At 70.8% G+C, this 17,985-nt stretch carries 22 protein-coding genes; 10 read left to right on the top strand and 12 right to left on the bottom strand.

What is annotated here, in order from left to right:
* Positions 1 to 130: 130 nt before the first annotated feature.
* The 3 genes from AB0M70_RS23405 to AB0M70_RS23415 all read left to right on the top strand — a co-directional run bounded on the left by AB0M70_RS23405 (position 131) and on the right by AB0M70_RS23415 (position 2,039).
* Complete coding sequence (locus AB0M70_RS23405) at positions 131 to 1,006, top strand: undecaprenyl-diphosphate phosphatase (protein WP_365822271.1); 876 nt, start codon at positions 131 to 133, stop codon at positions 1,004 to 1,006.
* A gap of 45 nt (positions 1,007 to 1,051) precedes the next feature.
* Positions 1,052 to 1,627, top strand: coding sequence for a DoxX family protein (locus tag AB0M70_RS23410; protein WP_365822273.1), 576 nt, complete (start codon positions 1,052 to 1,054; stop codon positions 1,625 to 1,627).
* A gap of 97 nt (positions 1,628 to 1,724) precedes the next feature.
* Positions 1,725 to 2,039, top strand: coding sequence for a DUF6401 family natural product biosynthesis protein (locus tag AB0M70_RS23415; RefSeq protein WP_365822275.1), 315 nt, complete (start codon positions 1,725 to 1,727; stop codon positions 2,037 to 2,039).
* Between the two features lie 35 nt (positions 2,040 to 2,074).
* Here the strand turns inward: AB0M70_RS23415 and AB0M70_RS23420 are convergent, their stop codons facing one another.
* Positions 2,075 to 2,896, bottom strand: a complete 822-nt coding sequence (locus AB0M70_RS23420; protein WP_365822277.1) for a hypothetical protein — start codon at positions 2,894 to 2,896, stop codon at positions 2,075 to 2,077.
* Between the two features lie 248 nt (positions 2,897 to 3,144).
* On the opposite strand from AB0M70_RS23420, the gene AB0M70_RS23425 reads away from it, so the two are divergent.
* Positions 3,145 to 3,324 carry a hypothetical protein gene (locus AB0M70_RS23425; protein WP_365822279.1) on the top strand — a complete coding sequence of 60 codons (180 nt, stop codon included), beginning with the start codon at positions 3,145 to 3,147 and terminating at the stop codon, positions 3,322 to 3,324.
* Between the two features lie 25 nt (positions 3,325 to 3,349).
* Here AB0M70_RS23425 and AB0M70_RS23430 read toward each other — a convergent pair whose 3' ends face one another.
* Entirely contained in the window at positions 3,350 to 3,961 is a 612-nt protein-coding gene (locus AB0M70_RS23430; RefSeq protein WP_365822281.1) for an HAD family phosphatase, read from the bottom strand.
* A gap of 355 nt (positions 3,962 to 4,316) precedes the next feature.
* On the opposite strand from AB0M70_RS23430, the gene AB0M70_RS23435 reads away from it, so the two are divergent.
* Complete coding sequence (locus AB0M70_RS23435; RefSeq protein ID WP_365822283.1) at positions 4,317 to 4,844, top strand: nuclear transport factor 2 family protein; 528 nt, start codon at positions 4,317 to 4,319, stop codon at positions 4,842 to 4,844.
* A 138-nt stretch (positions 4,845 to 4,982) separates the two neighbouring features.
* Positions 4,983 to 6,671, top strand: a complete 1,689-nt coding sequence (gene lnt, locus AB0M70_RS23440) for an apolipoprotein N-acyltransferase (RefSeq protein ID WP_365822285.1) — start codon at positions 4,983 to 4,985, stop codon at positions 6,669 to 6,671.
* Here the strand turns inward: lnt and AB0M70_RS23445 are convergent.
* The gene (locus AB0M70_RS23445; protein WP_365822411.1) at positions 6,595 to 7,500 is read right to left on the bottom strand and encodes a Gfo/Idh/MocA family oxidoreductase; all 906 of its coding nucleotides are present in this window, start codon (positions 7,498 to 7,500) and stop codon (positions 6,595 to 6,597) included. The two genes, lnt and AB0M70_RS23445, sit on opposite strands and share 77 nt — an antisense overlap.
* Before the next feature lie 556 nt (positions 7,501 to 8,056).
* On the opposite strand from AB0M70_RS23445, the gene AB0M70_RS23450 reads away from it, so the two are divergent.
* The gene (locus AB0M70_RS23450) at positions 8,057 to 8,515 is read left to right on the top strand and encodes a hypothetical protein (RefSeq protein ID WP_365822287.1); all 459 of its coding nucleotides are present in this window, start codon (positions 8,057 to 8,059) and stop codon (positions 8,513 to 8,515) included.
* A 56-nt stretch (positions 8,516 to 8,571) separates the two neighbouring features.
* Here the strand turns inward: AB0M70_RS23450 and AB0M70_RS23455 are convergent, their stop codons facing one another.
* Positions 8,572 to 9,060: a hypothetical protein gene (locus AB0M70_RS23455; protein ID WP_365822289.1), complete on the bottom strand. Its 489-nt coding sequence runs from the start codon at positions 9,058 to 9,060 to the stop codon at positions 8,572 to 8,574.
* Between the two features lie 97 nt (positions 9,061 to 9,157).
* Complete coding sequence (locus AB0M70_RS23460) at positions 9,158 to 10,120, bottom strand: transcriptional regulator (RefSeq protein ID WP_365822291.1); 963 nt, start codon at positions 10,118 to 10,120, stop codon at positions 9,158 to 9,160.
* A gap of 61 nt (positions 10,121 to 10,181) precedes the next feature.
* Between AB0M70_RS23460 and AB0M70_RS23465 the strand changes: the two genes are divergently transcribed.
* Complete coding sequence (locus AB0M70_RS23465; protein WP_365822293.1) at positions 10,182 to 10,631, top strand: DUF3224 domain-containing protein; 450 nt, start codon at positions 10,182 to 10,184, stop codon at positions 10,629 to 10,631.
* 33 nt (positions 10,632 to 10,664) lie between these two features.
* Here AB0M70_RS23465 and ung read toward each other — a convergent pair whose 3' ends face one another.
* The 6 genes from ung to AB0M70_RS23495 all read right to left on the bottom strand — a co-directional run bounded on the left by ung (position 10,665) and on the right by AB0M70_RS23495 (position 16,135).
* On the bottom strand, positions 10,665 to 11,348 hold the full coding sequence (ung, locus tag AB0M70_RS23470) for a uracil-DNA glycosylase (protein WP_365822295.1): 684 nt from the start codon (positions 11,346 to 11,348) through the stop codon (positions 10,665 to 10,667).
* 110 nt (positions 11,349 to 11,458) lie between these two features.
* Entirely contained in the window at positions 11,459 to 13,045 is a 1,587-nt protein-coding gene (locus AB0M70_RS23475) for an ABC transporter substrate-binding protein (protein ID WP_365822413.1), read from the bottom strand.
* Between the two features lie 188 nt (positions 13,046 to 13,233).
* Positions 13,234 to 13,989 (bottom strand): SDR family oxidoreductase, encoded by a 756-nt coding sequence (locus tag AB0M70_RS23480; protein ID WP_363213490.1) that lies wholly within the window; start codon positions 13,987 to 13,989, stop codon positions 13,234 to 13,236.
* Between the two features lie 22 nt (positions 13,990 to 14,011).
* Complete coding sequence (gene fabG / locus AB0M70_RS23485) at positions 14,012 to 14,773, bottom strand: 3-oxoacyl-ACP reductase FabG (protein WP_363213489.1); 762 nt, start codon at positions 14,771 to 14,773, stop codon at positions 14,012 to 14,014.
* Between the two features lie 136 nt (positions 14,774 to 14,909).
* Positions 14,910 to 15,317, bottom strand: coding sequence for a DUF3037 domain-containing protein (locus tag AB0M70_RS23490; RefSeq protein ID WP_365822298.1), 408 nt, complete (start codon positions 15,315 to 15,317; stop codon positions 14,910 to 14,912).
* A gap of 26 nt (positions 15,318 to 15,343) precedes the next feature.
* On the bottom strand, positions 15,344 to 16,135 hold the full coding sequence (locus tag AB0M70_RS23495; RefSeq protein ID WP_365822300.1) for a HipA family kinase: 792 nt from the start codon (positions 16,133 to 16,135) through the stop codon (positions 15,344 to 15,346).
* A gap of 90 nt (positions 16,136 to 16,225) precedes the next feature.
* Between AB0M70_RS23495 and AB0M70_RS23500 the strand changes: the two genes are divergently transcribed.
* Positions 16,226 to 16,690, top strand: a complete 465-nt coding sequence (locus tag AB0M70_RS23500) for a Rieske (2Fe-2S) protein (RefSeq protein ID WP_365822303.1) — start codon at positions 16,226 to 16,228, stop codon at positions 16,688 to 16,690.
* Here the strand turns inward: AB0M70_RS23500 and AB0M70_RS23505 are convergent.
* Positions 16,677 to 17,318, bottom strand: coding sequence for an isochorismatase family protein (locus AB0M70_RS23505; protein WP_365822305.1), 642 nt, complete (start codon positions 17,316 to 17,318; stop codon positions 16,677 to 16,679). The genes AB0M70_RS23500 and AB0M70_RS23505 overlap by 14 nt on opposite strands.
* Before the next feature lie 184 nt (positions 17,319 to 17,502).
* Here AB0M70_RS23505 and AB0M70_RS23510 point away from each other — a divergent pair, with 184 nt between their 5' ends.
* Positions 17,503 to 17,982, top strand: a complete 480-nt coding sequence (locus AB0M70_RS23510) for a pyridoxamine 5'-phosphate oxidase family protein (protein ID WP_365822307.1) — start codon at positions 17,503 to 17,505, stop codon at positions 17,980 to 17,982.
* Positions 17,983 to 17,985 lie beyond the last annotated feature (3 nt).

Below are 17,985 nucleotides of genomic sequence, written 5' to 3' on the forward strand. Positions count from 1 at the left end.
GTCTCGTAACCAAGTGACGCTACGCTGCCCCACGGCAGGGGAGTGATCACCCCTCGCCCGCACACCTCCCGTGTCCCGTCACATGACCGCACCCGCAGCCCATGATCCGTACTTGGACGGCGCAGTTTCCATGTCTTGGCTTGAATCCTTCATCCTCGGGCTCGTCCAGGGACTGACCGAGTTCCTCCCGATCTCGTCCAGCGCGCATCTGCGGCTGACCGCGGCGTTCGCGGGCTGGCACGATCCGGGAGCCGCGTTCACCGCGATCACCCAGATCGGCACCGAGGCCGCCGTGCTGATCTACTTCCGCAAGGACATCGCGCGGATCATCTCCGCGTGGACCGGCTCCCTCTTCGGCAAGGTGCCACGCTCGGACCACGACGCGCAGATGGGCTGGCTCGTCATCGTCGGCTCCATCCCGATCGGCGTCCTCGGCGTCACCTTCAAGGACCAGATCGAGGGCCCGTTCCGCGACCTGCGGCTCATCGCCACGACGCTGATCGTGATGGGCATCGTCCTCGGCATCGCCGACCGTCTGGCGGCCCGCGACGAGACCGGCGGCAAGCACCGCGCCGTCAAGGAGCGCAAGAGCCTGAAGGAGCTGGGCGTCCGCGACGGCCTGATCTTCGGCATGTGCCAGGCGATGGCCCTGATCCCGGGCGTCTCCCGCTCCGGCGCCACCATCAGCGGCGGCCTGCTCATGGGCTACACCCGCGAGGCGGCGGCCCGCTACTCGTTCCTGCTCGCCATCCCGGCGGTCCTCGCCTCCGGCGTCTTCGAGCTCAAGGACGCGGGCGAGGGCGGCCATGTCTCCTGGGGCCCGACGATCTTCGCAACGATCGTCGCATTCGTTGTCGGTTATGCCGTAATTGCGTGGTTCATGAAGTTCATCACCACCAAGTCCTTCATGCCGTTCGTGTACTACCGGATCATCCTCGGCATCGTGCTGTTCGCCCTGGTCGGCGCGGGTGCGCTCAGCCCGCACGCGGGAGAGTCGGCGGGATAGCGCCGGGCGCTGACTGACACCCCGTATCGGGGGAAGCCGGATGGCATGGCTGTTCTCAGGAAATGCGCACGCCCGTTGCTCGCCTCGGTCTTCCTGTCGGGAGGATTCAGTACCCTCCGGAACCCCAAGCGCGTGGCTCCGGCGGCGGAGCCTGTCGCGGTTCCGCTGGGCTCCAGGATTCCCCGGCTGCCGGAGGACCCCGAACGCCTGGTCCGCATCAACGGTGCGGTGCAGCTCGGTGCCGGCGCGATGCTGGCCACCGGGCGGGTGCCCCGGGTCGCCGCGCTGGCGCTTGCCGGGTCCCTCGTGCCCACGACGCTGGCCGGGCACGCCTGGTGGAAGGAGAAGGACCCGGAGCGCCGCGCCGCTCAGCGCACCCAGTTCATCAAGAACCTCTCCCTGCTCGGCGGCCTGCTGCTCGCGGCGGCCGACACCCACGGCAAGCCCTCCCTCGCGTACCGCGGCCGCAGCGCCGCCAAGTCCGGCGCCACCCGTGGCCGCTCCGCCGTGAAGTCCGGCGCCCATCGCGGCCGTGGCGCGGCGGAGTCCGGACGGCGGGCCGCCCGCAACGCCGGGCGCGACGCCAGGGGCGTGCTGGACAAGGTGACCGGGTCCTTGTGACCAGAAGACGGGACGTGCGACCAGCGGGCGGGCGTTGTGACCAATGGCATGCCGAAAGACCCTCTTCAGGAGGGTTTGGCCGTCCTACGGTGAAGGGATGTCGCCCCTCGCCCGCATCAGCGCCTCGTACGCCCCGCGCTTCGCCGAGTTCGCCTTCGAGCCCGGATTCACGGCCGCCGTGGACCAGCACGTCGCGGAGCTGCGGGACCGGCTCGAGATGGGCGGGGCCGGGCTCGTGCCGCCGGCGCCGGACCCGGAGATCCTCTCGGACTACGCCCTGGGGTTCCTCGACGCGCTGGCCGAGAACGGGTGGCGGGAGCCGGTGGGCCACGACTACGCGGTGTGCCGCCTCACCGCCATCTCCTGGCTGGTGAGGCGGCACGACCTGGTGCCGGAGTCCTCCGGGGCCTGAGGCGGTCCGAGGACGGCCTTCAGGACCCGGAACGGTCACATGCCGTCACGCATGTCGTCGTCACGCAGGTGGCTGCCCGTCTCCGAGCCCATGCCGGGACGCGTGCGCTCCTGCACGGGCTGGTTGCTCATCGCGTCCTGACGCCCGGCCTGGTAGGCGCTGACGCTGCCCCGGGCCTTGGCCGTCTCCTGCTCGGCCGTGTTCAGCCAGCGCTCCCAGCGCTGCCGCATCGGGCCGATGAGGCCACCGCCCACGCCGACGATCAGGATTCCGGCACCGGCCGCCAGGGCCGCGTAGAGCACCGGCTGGGTGACCGTGGTGGCGATGCCCGCCTGGCCGAGGGCCGCGAACACGCCGAGGGCCACGATGCAGGCCCACGCGATCGTGCCGACGGTCTTCCCGTACGACATCGAGGACAGGGCGCTGGTGACGATGTCGCGCACGATGTTGGCGACCGCCATGGCGACGACCATCAGGACGATGGCGACGACGCCGCGCGGGATCCAGGAGACGATGCCGTCGAGCATCGTGGAGACCGGGTTGCTGCCGAAGACACCGAAGCCCAGCTGCAGGGTGATCAGGAGCAGGGCGAAGTAGATGACCTTGCAGACGATCCCCGTCATGTCGTACTTGGAGTTCGCCAGCATGCGGGACGCGCCCGCCCGTTCGGCGAGCTTCTCCGAGCCGACCTTGCGCAGGACCCGGTCCAGGACCCGCGCGATCATCTTGGACACGAACCAGCCGATGACCAGGACGACCAGGAAGCCGATCAGCTTCGGCACGAACTGGGCGACCTTCGACCAGGCGTCGTTGAGGCCTTGGGTGAAGTCCACGGAGAGACTTATGTACTGAGACATGAGTGGTCCTCCACTCGGTGGGCCCCGGCCGCCACTACGGCGTCAGGGCGATGAATCCCCCACGGCGCGCGGCTTCCGGCGCGTCCCTTCTCCCCTGGATATCAGGGGTCACGACCCGGGGCGGTGCGGTGATGCGCCGTACGGGTGACGCCGAGCGACGGGCCGCTTCGCTGTGCATCCGCTCACTTGGAGGAGGTGAACGGTAGCTGAGAGTTCCGATTGTCGTAGGCATCCCCTAGGCTTGACGCATGCCCTTAACCCCTCAGCCCCTTGGTTCCGCACGGTCTGCCGCGGAACTGAACGAGCGGATCCGCGGTCTGTGGATGCGCGCCGGCGGACGTCTCTCGGCCGAACAGCGCCGTGAGTACGAGCAGTTGGTCACCGAATGGGCTGCCGCCGTGCGCGAAGAGGTCGTCAAGGCGGCCTAGCGCGGGTCCCCAGCCCTGACGGCCCTCACCCCTGAGAGGTGAACTCCCGTATACGAGCGAGGGTTTGCGCCGTCTCGGTGTGTACGTGACCTGCCGTCCCCAGCGCCCGCGCCGCCGCCACATTGCCGGAGGTGTCGTCGATGAACAGAGCCCGCGCGGGCTCGACGGCGAGCAGCCGCAGTGCGATCTCATAGATCCGCCGGTCCGGCTTGGCGCATCCGACCTCGCAGGACAGGACGAGGCGGTCGGCGATGTCCGTCAGACCGCCCTCCTCCATCCGCTCGCGCAGACCGGGCCAGGTGTTGCTGACCACGGCCGTGCGGACGCCCTGCTTCCGCAGGTCCCGCAGGCACGCCACGAGCTCCTCGTCCCAGCTCTCCCTGGCCGCCAGGTCCCGGCGCAGCTCGGCGATCACGTCCGGTCCCGTGCGCAGCCGCTCCCGGACGGTCTCCCACCAGGCGTCCTCACTGACGCGGCCGATGAGGACCCCGGAATCGTTTCCCTCGTACAGGGCGGCCATGAAGGCGGTGGGCGCGAGGCCGAGACGCCTGCCCCAGGCCGCCGCGACGGCGGGCAGGTACTCGCGGACGAGCACACCACCGACGTCGATCAGTACGCCGCGGGCGCGCGGGCTCATGTGCCGTACTGTCGCCGCGACACGCCCCCGCCGTCAACGGTTGCCGCGTCAGCCCTTGCCCTGGCGCGCCTTCCTCGCCACGCGGCGCTTCTGCCGCCCCGTGAGTTCCTTGCGGTTGCCCTGCCGTTTGTACGCCGCTATGCGCTGCTCGTTCTTCACCGGGTCTCCCAGCTCGGAGTGTTCCTGCCTGCTTCGACGGACCGTGCACGGAATGAGAACTGCCGTGCATGGTAAGGCAGTTGGCCCGTCTTCGACCCCCTTCTGACGGCAACACGCGCGCCACGTGCCCGCACACCTTCCGGCACGTTCCTGCACGCCTCTTGGCTGCACACCCCCCGTGCCCAACACTGACCCGATGACGCAGCGCGTGGAACTCGCCGCCGTGATGGACCGGTTGGCCATCGACTCCCTCATCACCGAGTACGCAGTGACCGTCGACGACGGCGACTGGGACGCCTACCAAAGGCTCTTCACCCCGGACGGCCGCGCCGACTACAGCTCGGCGGGCGGTGTGGACGCGAGCGCCGCGGAGGTGGCCGTATGGCTGGCCCAGACGATGCGGCTCTTCCCGATGCGGCAGCATCTGATCGTCAACCGGAGGCTGCGGTTCGGGACACTCGACCAGGACGTCGGTGACGTGGCGCAGGTCCAGGCCGACTATGTGAACCCCATGCGTTTCGCCTCGGGCGAGGCCGGAGAGAAGGGCGAGGCCGGGGAGAAAGGCGAAGGCGGCACGGAATCCTCGGCGCCGGACTTCATATGCGGTGGCCGCTACGCCTTCACGGCCCTGCGTACGGAGCAGGGCTGGCGGCTGAGTCAGGTGACCGTGCAGGAGAAGTGGCGCCAGATGACGCAGCGGTCCGCGAGCCACCCGTCCGGCTAGGAGAGCGAACCGGGAAACGGCCGGGAGAAACACCAGGAAAGCGGTCCGGAAAACGCGTGACAGGCGCACTGTCCTAGATCGTCCGGGGCGCGCACACTGGAGGGACGACCGGGCGTCGGGGACCGAGGGAGGCGCTGCATGGAACCACTCCGCGACGACCGGGACCCGCGGCGGCCACGCCTCACGGCCGCTCCGGCGGCGGGGCTGCTCGCGTCGGCCCGTTGGCGTGGCGTCATCGCGGTCGCCGTCGGCGCGCTTCCGGCCCTCGCGTTCCCCGCACCGTCGCTCTGGTGGTTCGCGTACGTCGCGCTCGTGCCCTGGATCCTGCTGGCACGCTCGGCGGGCACCGGGCGCAGGGCGGCGATCGACGGATGGCTCGGCGGCCTGGGGTTCATGGTGGCGGTGCATCACTGGCTGCTGCCGAGCCTCCACGTGTTCACCCTCGTCATCGCCGCGCTCCTCGGCCTGTTGTGGGCGCCGTGGGGCTGGCTCGTACGGCGCCTGCTCGGCGGGGTGCCCACACCGGGGCGCACCGCGGCCGCGCTGGTCGTCCTGCCGTCCGGCTGGCTGATGGTGGAACTGGTCAGGTCATGGGAGGGCCTCGGCGGCCCGTGGGGGCTGCTCGGCTCCAGTCAGTGGCAGGTCGAACCCGCCCTGCGGCTGATGTCGGTGGGCGGGGTGTGGCTGGTCAGCGCCCTGCTCGTCGCCACGAACACCGCCGTCGCGGCACTCGTCGTGACGCTCGCCCCGGCCCACGCCGTCCGCCCGTCGAAACCGGCCCGCACCTCCGTCGCCAAGGTCATCCCCGCCACCGCCGGTCTCGTGGCCGTGGCCGCCGTGACCACCTCCGCCTGGGCGTGGGCCCCGCGCCCCGAAGCCTCCGGCCGGATGCGCGTGGCCGTCGTCCAGCCGGGCGTCATCGACGGGGTGGGCGGCGCCGACAAGCGCCTCGCGCGCGAGGAGGAACTGACCCGCGGCCTGGCGGGGCAGGACCTGGACCTCGTCGTCTGGGGCGAGAGCAGCGTCGGGTACGACCTCGCGGAGCGCCCCGACGTCGCCCGGCGGATAGCCGCGCTGTCCCGCGAGGTCGGCGCGGACATCCTGGTGAACGTGGACGCGCGCCGCTCCGACCGGCCCGGCATCTTCAAGAGCTCCGTCCTGGTGGGCCCCCAGGGCCCGACCGGCGACCGCTACGACAAGATGCGGCTCGTCCCCTTCGGCGAGTACGTCCCCGCTCGCTCGCTCCTGGGCTGGGCGACGTCCGTGGGCAAGGCGGCGGGCGAGGACCGCAGGCGCGGCGAGCGTCCGGTGGTGATGGACGTGGGGGGCGGCCTGAAGGTCGGCCCGCTGGTGTGCTTCGAGTCGGCGTTCCCCGACATGAGCCGTCATCTGACGCGTGAGGGCGCCCAGTTGCTGCTCGCGCAGTCGTCCACCTCGACGTTCCAGTCCAGTTGGGCGCCCGAGCAGCACGCGTCGCTCGCGGCGGTGCGCGCCGCCGAGACCGGCCGCCCCATGGTGCACGCCACGCTCACCGGCGTCTCCGCGGTGTACGGCGCGGGCGGCGAGCGGGTCGGAGCACCGCTCGGCACCGCGGCGAGCGCCACGTCGACGTACGACATTCCGCTGGCCGAGGGCGTCACGCCGTACGTCAGGCTGGGCGACTGGCCCGTGCACACGGCCCTGGCCGTGCTCGCGGTGCTGTGTGCGGCCGAGGGCGTGCGGGCCCTGCGAAGGCCCGCGAAGGGTCGCCTCAGGCGGCCTGCTCCTGAGCCGCACGGACCACACGCTCGCACAGCTCATGGGTCGCCAGCGCATCCCGGGCGCTGAGCACCTTGCCCGCGCGCACGGCGTCGAGGAAGGCGAGCACCACCTGCTCGATGCCGCGCTGGCGGGCCACCGACACCCAGTCGCCGCGCCGCCGCACGCTGGGCTGGCCCTTGTGGTCGATGACCTCGGCGAGGTTGATCACCTGGCGCTTGGTGTCCTGACCGGAGACCTCCAGGATCTCCTCGGTGGAACCGCTCAGCCGGTTCATCACGCCGATCGCGGTGAACCCGTCCCCCGCGAGCTGCAGCACGACGTGCTCCATGAGCCCGTCCTGGACGCGGGCGCGCACGCCGACGTGGTCGATCGGCCCCGGCGCCAGGAAGCGCAGGGTGTCCACGACGTGGATGAAGTCGTCCAGGACGAGCGTGCGCACGTCCTCGGGCAGACCGACGCGGTTCTTCTGCATCAGGATCAGCTCGCGCGGGTGCTCGACGCACTGCGCGTAGCCGGGCGCGAAGCGGCGGTTGAAGCCGACGGCGAGGCTGACCCCGCGCTCCTCGGCCAGGCGCACGAGCCGCTGCGAGTCGGCGAGTTCGTACGCCAGGGGCTTGTCGACGTACGTGGCCACGCCCGCTTCGAGCAGCCGCGTCACGATCTCCGGGTGCGCGGCGGTCGAGGCGTGCACGAAGGCGGCGTCGATGCCCTGGGCGAGCAGCGCGTCCAGGTCGGTGTGGCAGCGCGCCTCGGGGATGTGGTGGGTGCCCGCGACGCGGGCCAGGGTCGCGGGCGTGCGCGTCTGCAGGTGCAGCTCGACCCCGGGCAGGGTGGTGAGCACCGGAAGGTACGCCTTTTGCGCGATGTCACCGAGTCCGATACAGCCGACCTTCACCACTGTCCCCTTTGTGTCCACTACCTCTGTGCGCATTCCGCTCCCGCAGCATACGGCTGCTGCGGCGGGCGCCAGTCGGCGGTGGAGGCGAAGCTCCGCAGGATCAGGTCCGGGCCGAGGCGCCCGGCGGCGGCGATGACCTCGTCGCGTACGTGGTGCGCGGCACCCGTACCGCGCTGTGGCGGGCGAGCCCGGCGGCCAGGTCGCCAGCCGGCTCCGCGTGGTGGGCCAGGACGACGGCGTCCTCGATGGCCTGCTCGGCGTCGGGGCTGTGGCCGCCCTCGGGGACGGTGGCGGTGGCGTACGCGTAGATCCTGCCGTCGTTGAGCTATGGGTGCCCCGGACACCGCCATCGCTGTGGGCTCAGGTCTCGTGCGGTTCGAAGGGGCGGCCGGGCGCGGGGACCACCAGGCGCCAGTCGGTGCACCCGGCGGGCATGACACCGGGCCGCCCACCACGCCCGTTCCCCCGCCGGCCAGAGGCGCACTCACCCATGCGGGCCAACTTCCCCTCGTTCCCTCGCCGAAAGCACCCCCCACCCCTCAGAGTTGCGCGAATGCACCGAACCACGACCACCGCCACAGTCCTGGCCTCCGTGGCGGTCACCGCCCTCTCCGGCTGTGTGAGCGTCGAGCGGCACCCCGCGCCCGGACCGTCCGCCGCGAGCGCCCCGCCCCCGGCGCCCCGCGCCGACGGCAACTCCCGCCCGCGCGTCGTGGAAGCCCCCGCCCGTGAGGCACTGGAGCTCATCGAAACCCCGCGCGCCCCGGCGCCCCGCGCCACCGGCACCGCACCGACCGTCCCCGCCGCACCGCCCCGTACGGCCGACCGCGCGCGCCCCTCGGCCCCTCCCCCGCAGCGCCGCGCCCCGCGCCCCAAGGTCGCCGAACCCGCCGCTCTGCCCGACGCCGCCGCGCCCACGATCGCGGACCTCTGCGCCCTCGGCAAGCAGTACGGGGGCTGGCAGCCGGGCAGCCCCGAGGCCGTCATCTGCCAGAAGGCTTACGGGCGTTGACCCTCACGCACCCGGCGCACGCGCTTCACCGCACGGCCCCCAACCCCCACCCCGCCTCACTCGACCTCGCTGCCCTCCCCCAACTGCAGCTCCAGCCTCCCGATGGCCGCCCTGACCCCGTCCCCGTACCCGTCGTCGCCCAAGGCCCCGACCGCCCCACGCGCCCGCCGGATGTGGTTGCGCGCCGCCTCGGGGCGCCCCAGCTTCGCGTAGTCCGCCGCCAGGTTCAGGTGCAGCGAGGGGTAGAAGCCGCGGACCGCGATGGAGTCGTGGTGCTCGTGCAGGCGCTCGTCCGTGAGCTCGTCCGCCGCCGACAACGCCCGCAGATCCCACGCCAGTTCGTCCGAGGGGTCCTCCTGTGTGTCCGCCATGTAGTGCGCAAGCGTGCAGCGGTGCAGCGGGTCGCCCTCCTCGCCGATCTCCGACCACAGGCCGAGGAAGCGGACCTGCGCCTCCTCACGGTCACCCCCGTGGTGCAGCATGACCGCCTGCCCGATCCGGGTCATCATGGCGTCTTCCGCCGCCTGCTCCTGCTGCTCCGCCACCGGGTCCTCCACACTCGTACGCCCATCGTGCCCACCGCTCTCGACGCTATCCGGCCCCACCGACAATCACGGTCAGGCGCGATCGGCCGCGAGGCGCTCACGCGTACCGCTGGGCCAGCCCGGTGACGGTCCTCGCCACCTCCGCGCGCAGTTCGGGCGGGCCGAGCACCTCCGCCTCCAGGCCGAGCCTGATCAGGTCGCTCACGGCCACGGGCAGCGTCTCGACCTCCAGATCGACCACCCTTCGGCCCGCCGCGTCCGGCTCGCCCGCCGCCTCCACGGCCCGTGTCCCGGCCGCCCCGAACAGCGCGGGCAGCAGCCGAAGCCCCGCCGGCGTCACCCGCACCCGCGCCGTCCCCTGCAGCACACGCGCCTGCAGGTCGCGCGACGCGCTCTCCCAGTAGGCGGCCAGATCGAACCCGGCGGGCCGCTCGGAGTCCTCGTCCGTCGCCGTCACCTCCAGGAACCGTGAGACCCGGTAGGTGCGTACGGTGCCGTCGGCGGACGCCACCAGATACCAGTTGCCCGCCTTGAGCACGAGCCCCAAGGGGTGCAGTTCGCGCCGCACTTCGCCGCCCCACCGCCGGTAGTGCGCCCGCAGCACACGCCGCCGCCACACGGCGTCGGCGACCACGGCCAACAGCGGCGCCGGATCGGCCGCGCGGAACCAGCCCTCCGCGTCCAGGTGGAAACGCTCCTGGATCCGCCGCGACCGCTCGCCGAGCCCGGTCGGCAGCGCCGCCCCCAACTTGAGCTGTGCGGTGACCAGTTCGGCCCCAAGGCCCAGATCGGCTGCGGCGGCCGGCATCCCGGCGAGGGCGAGGGAGTCGGCCTCGTCGTCGGTGAGGCCGGTCAGCCGGGTGCGGTAGCCGTCCATCAGCCGGAAGCCACCCGTCGGACCCCGCTCGGCGTAGACGGGCACACCGGATGCGGCGAGGGCCTCCACGTCCCGGTAGACGGTCCGCACCGAGACCTCGAGCTCCCCGGCGAGCTCGGGCGCGGTCATGCGCCCCCGGTTCTGGAGCAGCAGGAGCAGGGCGAGAAGACGGTCGGCGCGCATGGAACCAAGTCTGCACCGGTACCTGACAGAAGGTGTCAGGTACCGGTGACAGGCTCCTCACATGACGACGAACACAGCAGCCACGACCGCAGCCGCTACCACCGCCTCAGCCACAGGGACGGGGACCTTCACCTTCTCCCACTGGGACGAGAAGCCGGTCGCCGGAGCCGAGGGCGGCGCCCGCATCGCGCACGCCGCCGTGACCAACGACTTCACCGGCGCCATCGAGGCCACCGGCACCTCCTGCGAGTACACGCTCGTGTACGCCGACGAGACCACCGGCGCCTTCGTGGGCTACGAGTTCATCGAAGGCACCCTCGACGGCCGCGCGGGCTCCTTCGTCCTGGAGCAGCGCGGCTCGTTCGGCGCCGACGGCACCATCACCTGTGCCCTGACCGTGCAACCCGGCTCGGGGTCAGGGGAGTTGACGGGCCTCACCGGCACCGGCGCGTTCACTGCGCGACACGGCGAGACCACCGTCCCGTACACCCTCACCTACGAGATCAACTGAACGGCCCAGAAAGCACTCGGCTCAGGAAAGCACTCAGCCCAGGTTCGGAATCCGCCAGTCGATCGGCTCGTGTCCCTGCGCCGCCACCGCCTCGTCGATCTGCGTGAAGGGGCGCGAGCCGAAGAACTTCTTCGCGGAGAGCGGCGAGGGGTGCGCGCCCTTCACGACCACGTGCCGCTCCTCGTCGATGAGGGGCAGCTTCTTCTGGGCGTAGTTGCCCCACAGGACGAAGACGGCGGGGTCCGGGCGGTCGGCGACCGCGCGGATCACCGCGTCGGTGAACTTCTCCCAGCCCTTGCCCTTGTGGGAGTTGGCCTCTCCGGCGCGGACCGTGAGCACCGCGTTCAGGAGCAGGACGCCCTGCTGGGCCCACGGCATCAGATAGCCGTTGTCCGGCACGGGGTGGCCGAGCTCCTCCTTCATCTCCTTGTAGATGTTCCGCAGCGAGGGCGGGGTCTTCACGCCGGGCCGCACGGAGAAGCAGAGGCCGTGGCCCTGTCCCTCGCCGTGGTACGGGTCCTGGCCGAGGACGAGCACCTTGACCTGGTCGTACGGCGTCGCGTCGAGCGCGGCGAACACCTCGTCACGCGGAGGGTAGACGGGGCCTTGCTCCCGCTGTTGCTCGACGAACTCGGTGAGCTCCTTGAAGTAGGGCTTCTGCAGCTCCTCGCCGAGGACTCCGCGCCAGGACGCGGGCAGCATGGCGATGTCGGTCACGTCAACAACCTCCGGTGTGCGGTCACTTCTCACCACAGAACCTACCGGCGACCACTGACAATCACTTCGCTGCCCGCTGCCCGCTTCCCACTGCGCACTCCCGCGACCGGCTACCAGCTGGTCTTGCGCTCCAGCTCCCACATCATCATGATCGCCGAGGGGTCGAGGGCGCGCTCGCCGCCCGCGATCTCCTCGCTCGCCATGATGTACTGCTTGCCCTGCCACAGCGGCAGCAGCCGCGCGTCGTCCACGAGCAGCCTCTGGGCCCGCTCGAAGTCGTCGGCCACCGCGCCCCGGTCGGCCTCACGGCGCGAGCGCGGCAGCACCTCGTCGGTGATCTCCGGAGCCGGGTAGGGCGTGTTGAGCACGTTCTTCGCACCGATGAACGGCGCGATGAAGTTCTCCGCGTCAGGGAAGTCGGGGAACCAGCCACGGCCGAAGACCGGGTACTCGCGCTTCTTGGTGCCCGCGTCGAACTCGGTCCAGGGCCGGCTCTTGAGCGTGATCTTGAAGAGTCCCGAGCCCTCCAGCTGCCGCTTGATCTCCTCGAACTCTCCGGCGGTCGCCGAACCGTAGCGGTCGGTGGTGTACCAGAGCGTGAGCGGCACGGGTTCGTTGATGCCCGCACCCTTGAGGATGTTCGCGGCCTTGCTGTTGCTGGGGTCCCCGTAGTCGTCGAAGAAGCCCGTGCCGTGCCCGGTGAGCCCCTGGGGGACCATCGAGTACAGCGGCTCGACGGTGTCCTGGTAGATCTTGTGGGCGATGGCCGGACGGTCGATGACCTGGGCGAAGGCCTGGCGGACCGGCTTCTTCTTGGCCCACGGGTCATCGGGGTTGAACACCAGGTAGCGGATCTCGGTGCCCGAGCCCTCCACGAGCTGGATTCCCTCGCGCGCGTGCTTGTTGGCCTGCATGTCGACGATGTCCGTGGCCGCGAGCCCGCGGAAGGTGACGTCGATCTGCTTGTTCTTCAGGGCTTCGACCATGGTGGCCGACTTCTTGAAGTAACGGATCGTGACGGCGTCGTTCTTGCGGTCGGCCGCGCCCTTGTAGTTCGTGTTCTTGACCAGCTCCGCCCGCTCACCTGCCTGGTACGACTCCAGGGCGTAGGGCCCCGAGCCCGCGATCGACGAGCCCTCACGGAGCTTGTCCGCCGGGTACTCGCGCGGATCGACGATCGACATGGCGGGCGTGGAGAGCACGAACGGGAAGGTGGCGTCCGGCTTCTTGAGCCGGAACGTGACCGTGCGCTCCCCCTTCGTCTCGACCGAGTCGAGCGATCCGAGCAGACCCGCGGGCCCGCCCTTCACGTCGATGCGCCGCATACGGTCGAAGGTGTACTTGACCGCCTTGGCGTCGAGCGCGTGGCCGTCGGAGAACTTGAGGTCCTCGCGCAGCTCACAGGTGAAGACGGTGTTCGTCGCGTCGGCGAACTTGCAGGACTCGGCCGCGTCCGGCTCGGGCTCGGCCGCCCCGCTGGGGAAGCTGAGGAGCGTCTGGAAGACGTTGCGGTACAGCTCCCAGGAGCTGTCCCAGGCAGCGGCCGGATCGAGGGTGCTGGGAGCACTCATGGTGCCGACGGTGATCTTCTGTTCCTCGTCGGACTCGTCCGACGAGAAGACTCCGCATCCCGAGAGCAGGGATATGGACACCAGCGCCGCGGCCGGCCGCAGGCCCCGGCGGGGCAGCCCGGCCAGGCCACGGAGACCCGCCGCCGCCACCAGGCGAACTTCACTGAACACGCGCACGCTCCTCGATCGGCCATGCCATGGGTCGGGAGACAATATCGCAATGCCCCGCCGGGCCAACTTGCGGCGCCGACGGGGCACTTGATGCGGGTGTACGTCCCTTTTGGATGGCGTACCTGGTGATTGCCGGGGCTTCGTCAGCTGACGCCCGCATTGAGGAAGATGCCGCCATCGACCACGAGTGTCTGTCCCGTGATCCAGTCGGACTGGCCGGACGTGAGGAACGCGGCCGCGCCCCCGATGTCCTCCGGCACGCCCAGCCGCCCCAGGGGGTAGGCGGCCGCGGCCTCCGCCTCGCGGCCCTCGTAGAGCGCCTGGGCGAACTTGGTCTTGACCACGGCGGGCGCGATCGAGTTGACCCGCACCTTGGGCGCGAACTCGTGCGCGAGCTGCAGGGTGAGGTTGACCATGGCTGCCTTGCTCATGCCGTACGCGCCGATGAACGGCGAGGGGGCGACGCCCGCGACGGAGGCGATATTCACGATCGCGCCGCCGTTCTCGCTCTGCCAGGCCTTCCAGGTCTGCTGGGCGAAGCCGAGCGCCGAGATCACGTTGGTCTCGAAGACCTTCCGTGCCACATTGAGGTCGAGCTCGGCCATCGGCCCGAACACCGGGTTCGTGCCGGCGTTGTTGATCAAGAAGTCGACCCGCCCGAAGGCCTCCATGGCGCGCTCCACGGCTACCGCCTGGTGGGCCTCGTCGTGGGCCTTGCCCGCGACGCCGATGACGCGGTCGGCGCCGAGCTTCTCGACGGCCTCCTTCAGCGCGTCCTCGTTGCGTCCGGTGATGCACACCCGGTCACCGCGGGCGACGAGCGCCTCCGCGATGCCGTAGCCGATTCCGCGGCTGGCGCCCGTGATGAGCGCGGCCTTTCCACTGTCCTGCACAGTCATCTCCGCATCCCTCCGGGAAGAACTAGTTGAGCGGGCCGCCGGCCACGTACATGACCTGACCCGAGACGAAGCCCGCCGCGTCGCCCGTGAAGAAGGCGATGGCGTTGGCGATGTCGTCGGGGCGGCCGACGCGCTGCACCGGGATCTGGGTGGCGGCCGCGGCCTGGAAGTCCTCGAAGCCCATGCCGACGCGGTCGGCGGTGGCCTTGGTCATCTCGGTGACGATGAAGCCGGGGGCCACGGAGTTGGCGGTGACGCCGAACTTGCCGAGCTCCTTGGCGAGGGTCTTGGTGAAGCCCTGGAGGCCCGCCTTGGCCGCCGCGTAGTTCACCTGGCCGCGGTTGCCGAGCGCGGAGGACGAGGAGAGGTTCACGATCCGGCCGAACTTGGCGTCCACCATGTGCTTCTGGCAGGCCTTCGACATCAGGAAGGCGCCGCGCAGGTGCACGTTCATGACCGTGTCCCAGTCGCTCGCGCTCATCTTGAAGAGGAGGTTGTCGCGGAGCACACCGGCGTTGTTCACGAGGATCGTGGGCGCGCCGAGCTCGTCGGCGATCCGGGCGATGGCCGCCTCGACCTGAGCCTCGTCGGACACGTCGCAGCCGACGGCGATCGCCTTGCCACCGGCAGCGGTGATCTGCGTGACGGTGTCCTTGCAGGCGGCCTCGTCGAGGTCGATCACCGCGACGGCGCGGCCTTCGGCGGCCAGACGCACGGCGGTCGCCGCGCCGATGCCTCGCGCTGCTCCGGTCACGACCGCGACGCGCTGCTCAGTGGTGGACATGCTGGTTCTCCTCGCCCTGTGGGATGCGGCTCTACGGTACGCCCCGATGGTGAGCGACCGCTTAGTACCTTCAGCTGAACGAGACGCTAGAAGCCCTGGCACCCGGTGTCAACGGCACACTGGGGCCTGTGATTCTTTACCTCACCAGTAGGTCGAGGAGTCGGTCCACCTCTGCGGCAGGATCCGCCGTCAGGCCCGTGTGCACCGGCCCCGGCTGTACGACCGTCGAGCGCGGCGCGATCAGCCACCGAAAGCGCCGCCCGGCGTCGTCCCGCTCGGCCTGACCCGCCCCCTCGCCTCCGGCACAGATCCGCTCGACGGCGCCGAGCGCCGCCCTGATGCCGCCGAGGTCGGCCTCGGGGTCCAGGGCCCGCAGCTTGCCCTCGTCGAGATGCGTGCGGGCGGCCACGAAGGACTTCGCCCGGCAGTAGACGACCACGCCCGCGTTGAACTGCTCGCCGCGCTCCACGCGCGGCACCACGCGCACCAGGGCGTACTCGAAGACGTCCCGCTCGGTAGGTGGCGGCTGCTCGGTCGCTGTCACGGGCGAAGTCACTCCCACTGGCGCTGTCACTGGGTGGCACCCTTCCGCTGCGGCCGGGGCAGCTCGATCCGCTCATGGATGGTCTTGGCGCGCGGCAGCAGTGCCGTCACATAGGCGCGGCGCACGGCGTCGGGGTCCTCGAAGCCGGGCTCGTCCACCAGCCACGCGTCGGGCACGTCGGCCGCGGCGGCGGCGAGCAGCTCCTCGGTGACGAGGGGGGCGAGCTCGGCGGCGGCGGAGGCGACGTCGGGGCCGAAGGGGGCGAGGGCGTGGTCGGAGGCGTCGTACGGCTTGGTGGCCGCGGTCTCGGCCGTACGCCAGTTGTGGTGCCAGATCATGCTCGCGCCGTGATCGATGAGCCACAGCTCGCCGCCGGTCATGAGCATGTTCGGATTGCGCCAGGAGCGGTCGACGTTGTTGATGAGCGCGTCGAACCACACGACGCGGCCGGCCTCGGCGGGGGCGACGTCGAAGGCGAGCGAGTCGAAGCCGAGCGCGCCCGAGAGGAACTCCATCCCGAGGTTCAGGCCGCCGCTCGCCTTGAGCAGCTCCTGCACCTGCTGGTCGGGCTCGCCCAGGCCGAGCACGGGGTCGAGCCGGATTTGCGCGAGGCTCGGCACCCGGAAGCCGAGGCCGCGCGCCAACTGGCCGCAGATCACTTCGGCGACGAGGGTCTTGCGGCCCTGTCCGGCCCCGGTGAACTTCATGACGTACGGCGCGTACGTTCCCCGGCCGTCGACGGCCTCGACGAGGCCGGGGAGCGATCCGCCCTCCCGCAGGGGCGTCGCGTAGCGGACCGCGGTTACTTCGGTGAGCATTGCCCCAGGTTAATGCCGGTCCGAACTCGGTTCGCGCAAGAAGTGCTTGAGGGTTTGAACACGGCGGCCCGTGGTCTCGTACCTCCGGGCATGACCATTTCGAAGGAACCCATGGGCCCGCTCTCCCGCCGTTCGGTCGTCGCCGCCGCGGGTGTCGTCAGCCTGGCCGCGGCCCTCGCGGCCTGCGGTGAGAGCGACGACGGTTACGGCTCCGACCAGGCCGACGAGCAGACGCCCGCCGAGGCCGACGCCCCGGCCGGAGCCGCCGGGGCCGCGCTCGCCAAGACGTCGGATATCCCGGTGGGCGGGGGCAAGATCTTCAAGGATCAGGGCGTGGTGGTGACCCAGCCGACGGAGGGTGACTTCAAGGCCTTCTCGAACCGCTGCACCCATAAGCAGTGTCCGGTGACGAGCGTCGAGGGCGGCACCATCAACTGCCCTTGCCACGGCAGTAAGTTCTCCATCGCCGACGGGAGCGTGAAGGCCGCCCCGGCACCGAAACCGCTGCCCGCCGCCGAGATCAAGGTGGACGGGGACACGATCACGCTCGCCTAGGACGCTTCCAGACGCCGAGGATCTCCTCGGTGGTGGCGATGGTGGCCACCAGGGAGAGCGTGTTGCGGATCATCGCGGGTGCGTAGTCGGAGGGGACACCCGCGATGGCGTCCGACGGCACGACGGCGGTGTAGCCGAGGTTCACGGCGTCGAAGACGGCGTTCGGTATCGCCACGTTCGCCGACACACCGGTCACCAGGAGGGTGCGGCAGCCGAGGTTGCGAAGGAGCGGGTCGGCGTCCGTGCCCGCGAGGGGCGAGAGGCCGTGCAGCCGCCGTACGACGAGGTCCTCGTCGGCGACTTCGACGGGCGGCGCGATCCGCACGGCCCGCGTCCCGGAGAGCTGCTGCACGGGCAGCCGCCCGGCGGCACGGAAGAGGCGGGCGTTGCGGTTGGCCCCGCGGCCGTCGGGCCGGCGTTCGGCGACGGCGTGCATGACCTGCACCCCGGCCAGGTGGGCGGCGGCGACGAGCCGCGCGACGTTGACGAGGCAGCCCGACGAGCGTGCCTCGTCGGCGAGTTCGGGCAGCGCGCTCTCCGTCCCCACCACCCCCTGCTGGCACTCGACGGTCATCAGTACGGTGGTGGCGGGATCGAGAAGTTCCCTGAGCTGTTCGTACGACGGCATCGCTCCCCCTGTCCGGGTCGCCCGGGTCGTCCGGGCAGGTCGATGCGGACTGCGCCCGGGATGCGCGGAGGCTAGCCGCCATTGCGCCACGGCGGAAGAGACCGCATGCTTTCCTGACGCATGGAACTGACGCTCTGTCAGTTCTGTTGGTGCATCCACTCTTCACTCACGCGCGGGAGGACCGATGGCCGTCACACAGCGCCGGGGCCGCAGGATCATGATGTCGCCGGACGAGCTCGACGCCTACCTCGGCGCGGAACGCACCTGCCGGGTCGCGACCGTGTCCGGCGACGGCGCCCCGCACGTCAGCGCGCTCTGGTTCGCCTGGGACGGCACGTCCTTGTGGCTGTTCTCGATCACCCGCAGCAAGCGCTGGGCCGACCTGCGAGGCGATCAGCGCATCGCCGTGGTGATCGACTCCGGTGTGGAGTACGGGGAGCTGCGGGGCGTGGAGCTGTCCGGGACGGCGGTCTTCGTCGCCGAGTCACCGCGCATGGGCGAGCCCTGCCCCGAACTCGACGTGCCCGAGCGGCTTTTCGCCCAGAAGTACTTCGGGATGGACTCGATGCCGTACGACGGGAAGCACGCCTGGATCCGGCTCACACCCGAAGCGATCACGTCCTGGGACTTCCGGAAGCTGGCGGACCTGCCGGCCCGCCCTTGATCC

It is taken from the genome of Streptomyces sp. NPDC051214 (genome assembly GCF_040682375.1).
Lineage (GTDB): Bacteria > Actinomycetota > Actinomycetes > Streptomycetales > Streptomycetaceae > Streptomyces.

Excerpts from the sequence above, each read along its gene's own strand:
- AB0M70_RS23430 (WP_365822281.1), bottom strand. The coding sequence starts at position 3,961 with ATGAGCCCGCGCGCCCGCGGCGTACTGATCGACGTCGGTGGTGTGCTC.
- AB0M70_RS23500 (WP_365822303.1), top strand. The coding sequence starts at position 16,226 with ATGACCATTTCGAAGGAACCCATGGGCCCGCTCTCCCGCCGTTCGGTC.
- AB0M70_RS23460 (WP_365822291.1), bottom strand. The coding sequence starts at position 10,120 with ATGCGCGCCGACCGTCTTCTCGCCCTGCTCCTGCTGCTCCAGAACCGG.
- AB0M70_RS23410 (WP_365822273.1), top strand. The coding sequence starts at position 1,052 with ATGGCTGTTCTCAGGAAATGCGCACGCCCGTTGCTCGCCTCGGTCTTC.
- AB0M70_RS23505 (WP_365822305.1), bottom strand. The coding sequence starts at position 17,318 with ATGCCGTCGTACGAACAGCTCAGGGAACTTCTCGATCCCGCCACCACC.
- AB0M70_RS23495 (WP_365822300.1), bottom strand. The coding sequence starts at position 16,135 with ATGCTCACCGAAGTAACCGCGGTCCGCTACGCGACGCCCCTGCGGGAG.
- lnt (WP_365822285.1), top strand. The coding sequence starts at position 4,983 with ATGGAACCACTCCGCGACGACCGGGACCCGCGGCGGCCACGCCTCACG.
- AB0M70_RS23435 (WP_365822283.1), top strand. The coding sequence starts at position 4,317 with ATGACGCAGCGCGTGGAACTCGCCGCCGTGATGGACCGGTTGGCCATC.
- AB0M70_RS23480 (WP_363213490.1), bottom strand. The coding sequence starts at position 13,989 with ATGACTGTGCAGGACAGTGGAAAGGCCGCGCTCATCACGGGCGCCAGC.
- AB0M70_RS23425 (WP_365822279.1), top strand. The coding sequence starts at position 3,145 with ATGCCCTTAACCCCTCAGCCCCTTGGTTCCGCACGGTCTGCCGCGGAA.
- AB0M70_RS23510 (WP_365822307.1), top strand. The coding sequence starts at position 17,503 with ATGGCCGTCACACAGCGCCGGGGCCGCAGGATCATGATGTCGCCGGAC.
- fabG (WP_363213489.1), bottom strand. The coding sequence starts at position 14,773 with ATGTCCACCACTGAGCAGCGCGTCGCGGTCGTGACCGGAGCAGCGCGA.
- AB0M70_RS23420 (WP_365822277.1), bottom strand. The coding sequence starts at position 2,896 with ATGTCTCAGTACATAAGTCTCTCCGTGGACTTCACCCAAGGCCTCAAC.
- AB0M70_RS23450 (WP_365822287.1), top strand. The coding sequence starts at position 8,057 with ATGCACCGAACCACGACCACCGCCACAGTCCTGGCCTCCGTGGCGGTC.
- AB0M70_RS23415 (WP_365822275.1), top strand. The coding sequence starts at position 1,725 with ATGTCGCCCCTCGCCCGCATCAGCGCCTCGTACGCCCCGCGCTTCGCC.
- AB0M70_RS23465 (WP_365822293.1), top strand. The coding sequence starts at position 10,182 with ATGACGACGAACACAGCAGCCACGACCGCAGCCGCTACCACCGCCTCA.
- AB0M70_RS23405 (WP_365822271.1), top strand. The coding sequence starts at position 131 with ATGTCTTGGCTTGAATCCTTCATCCTCGGGCTCGTCCAGGGACTGACC.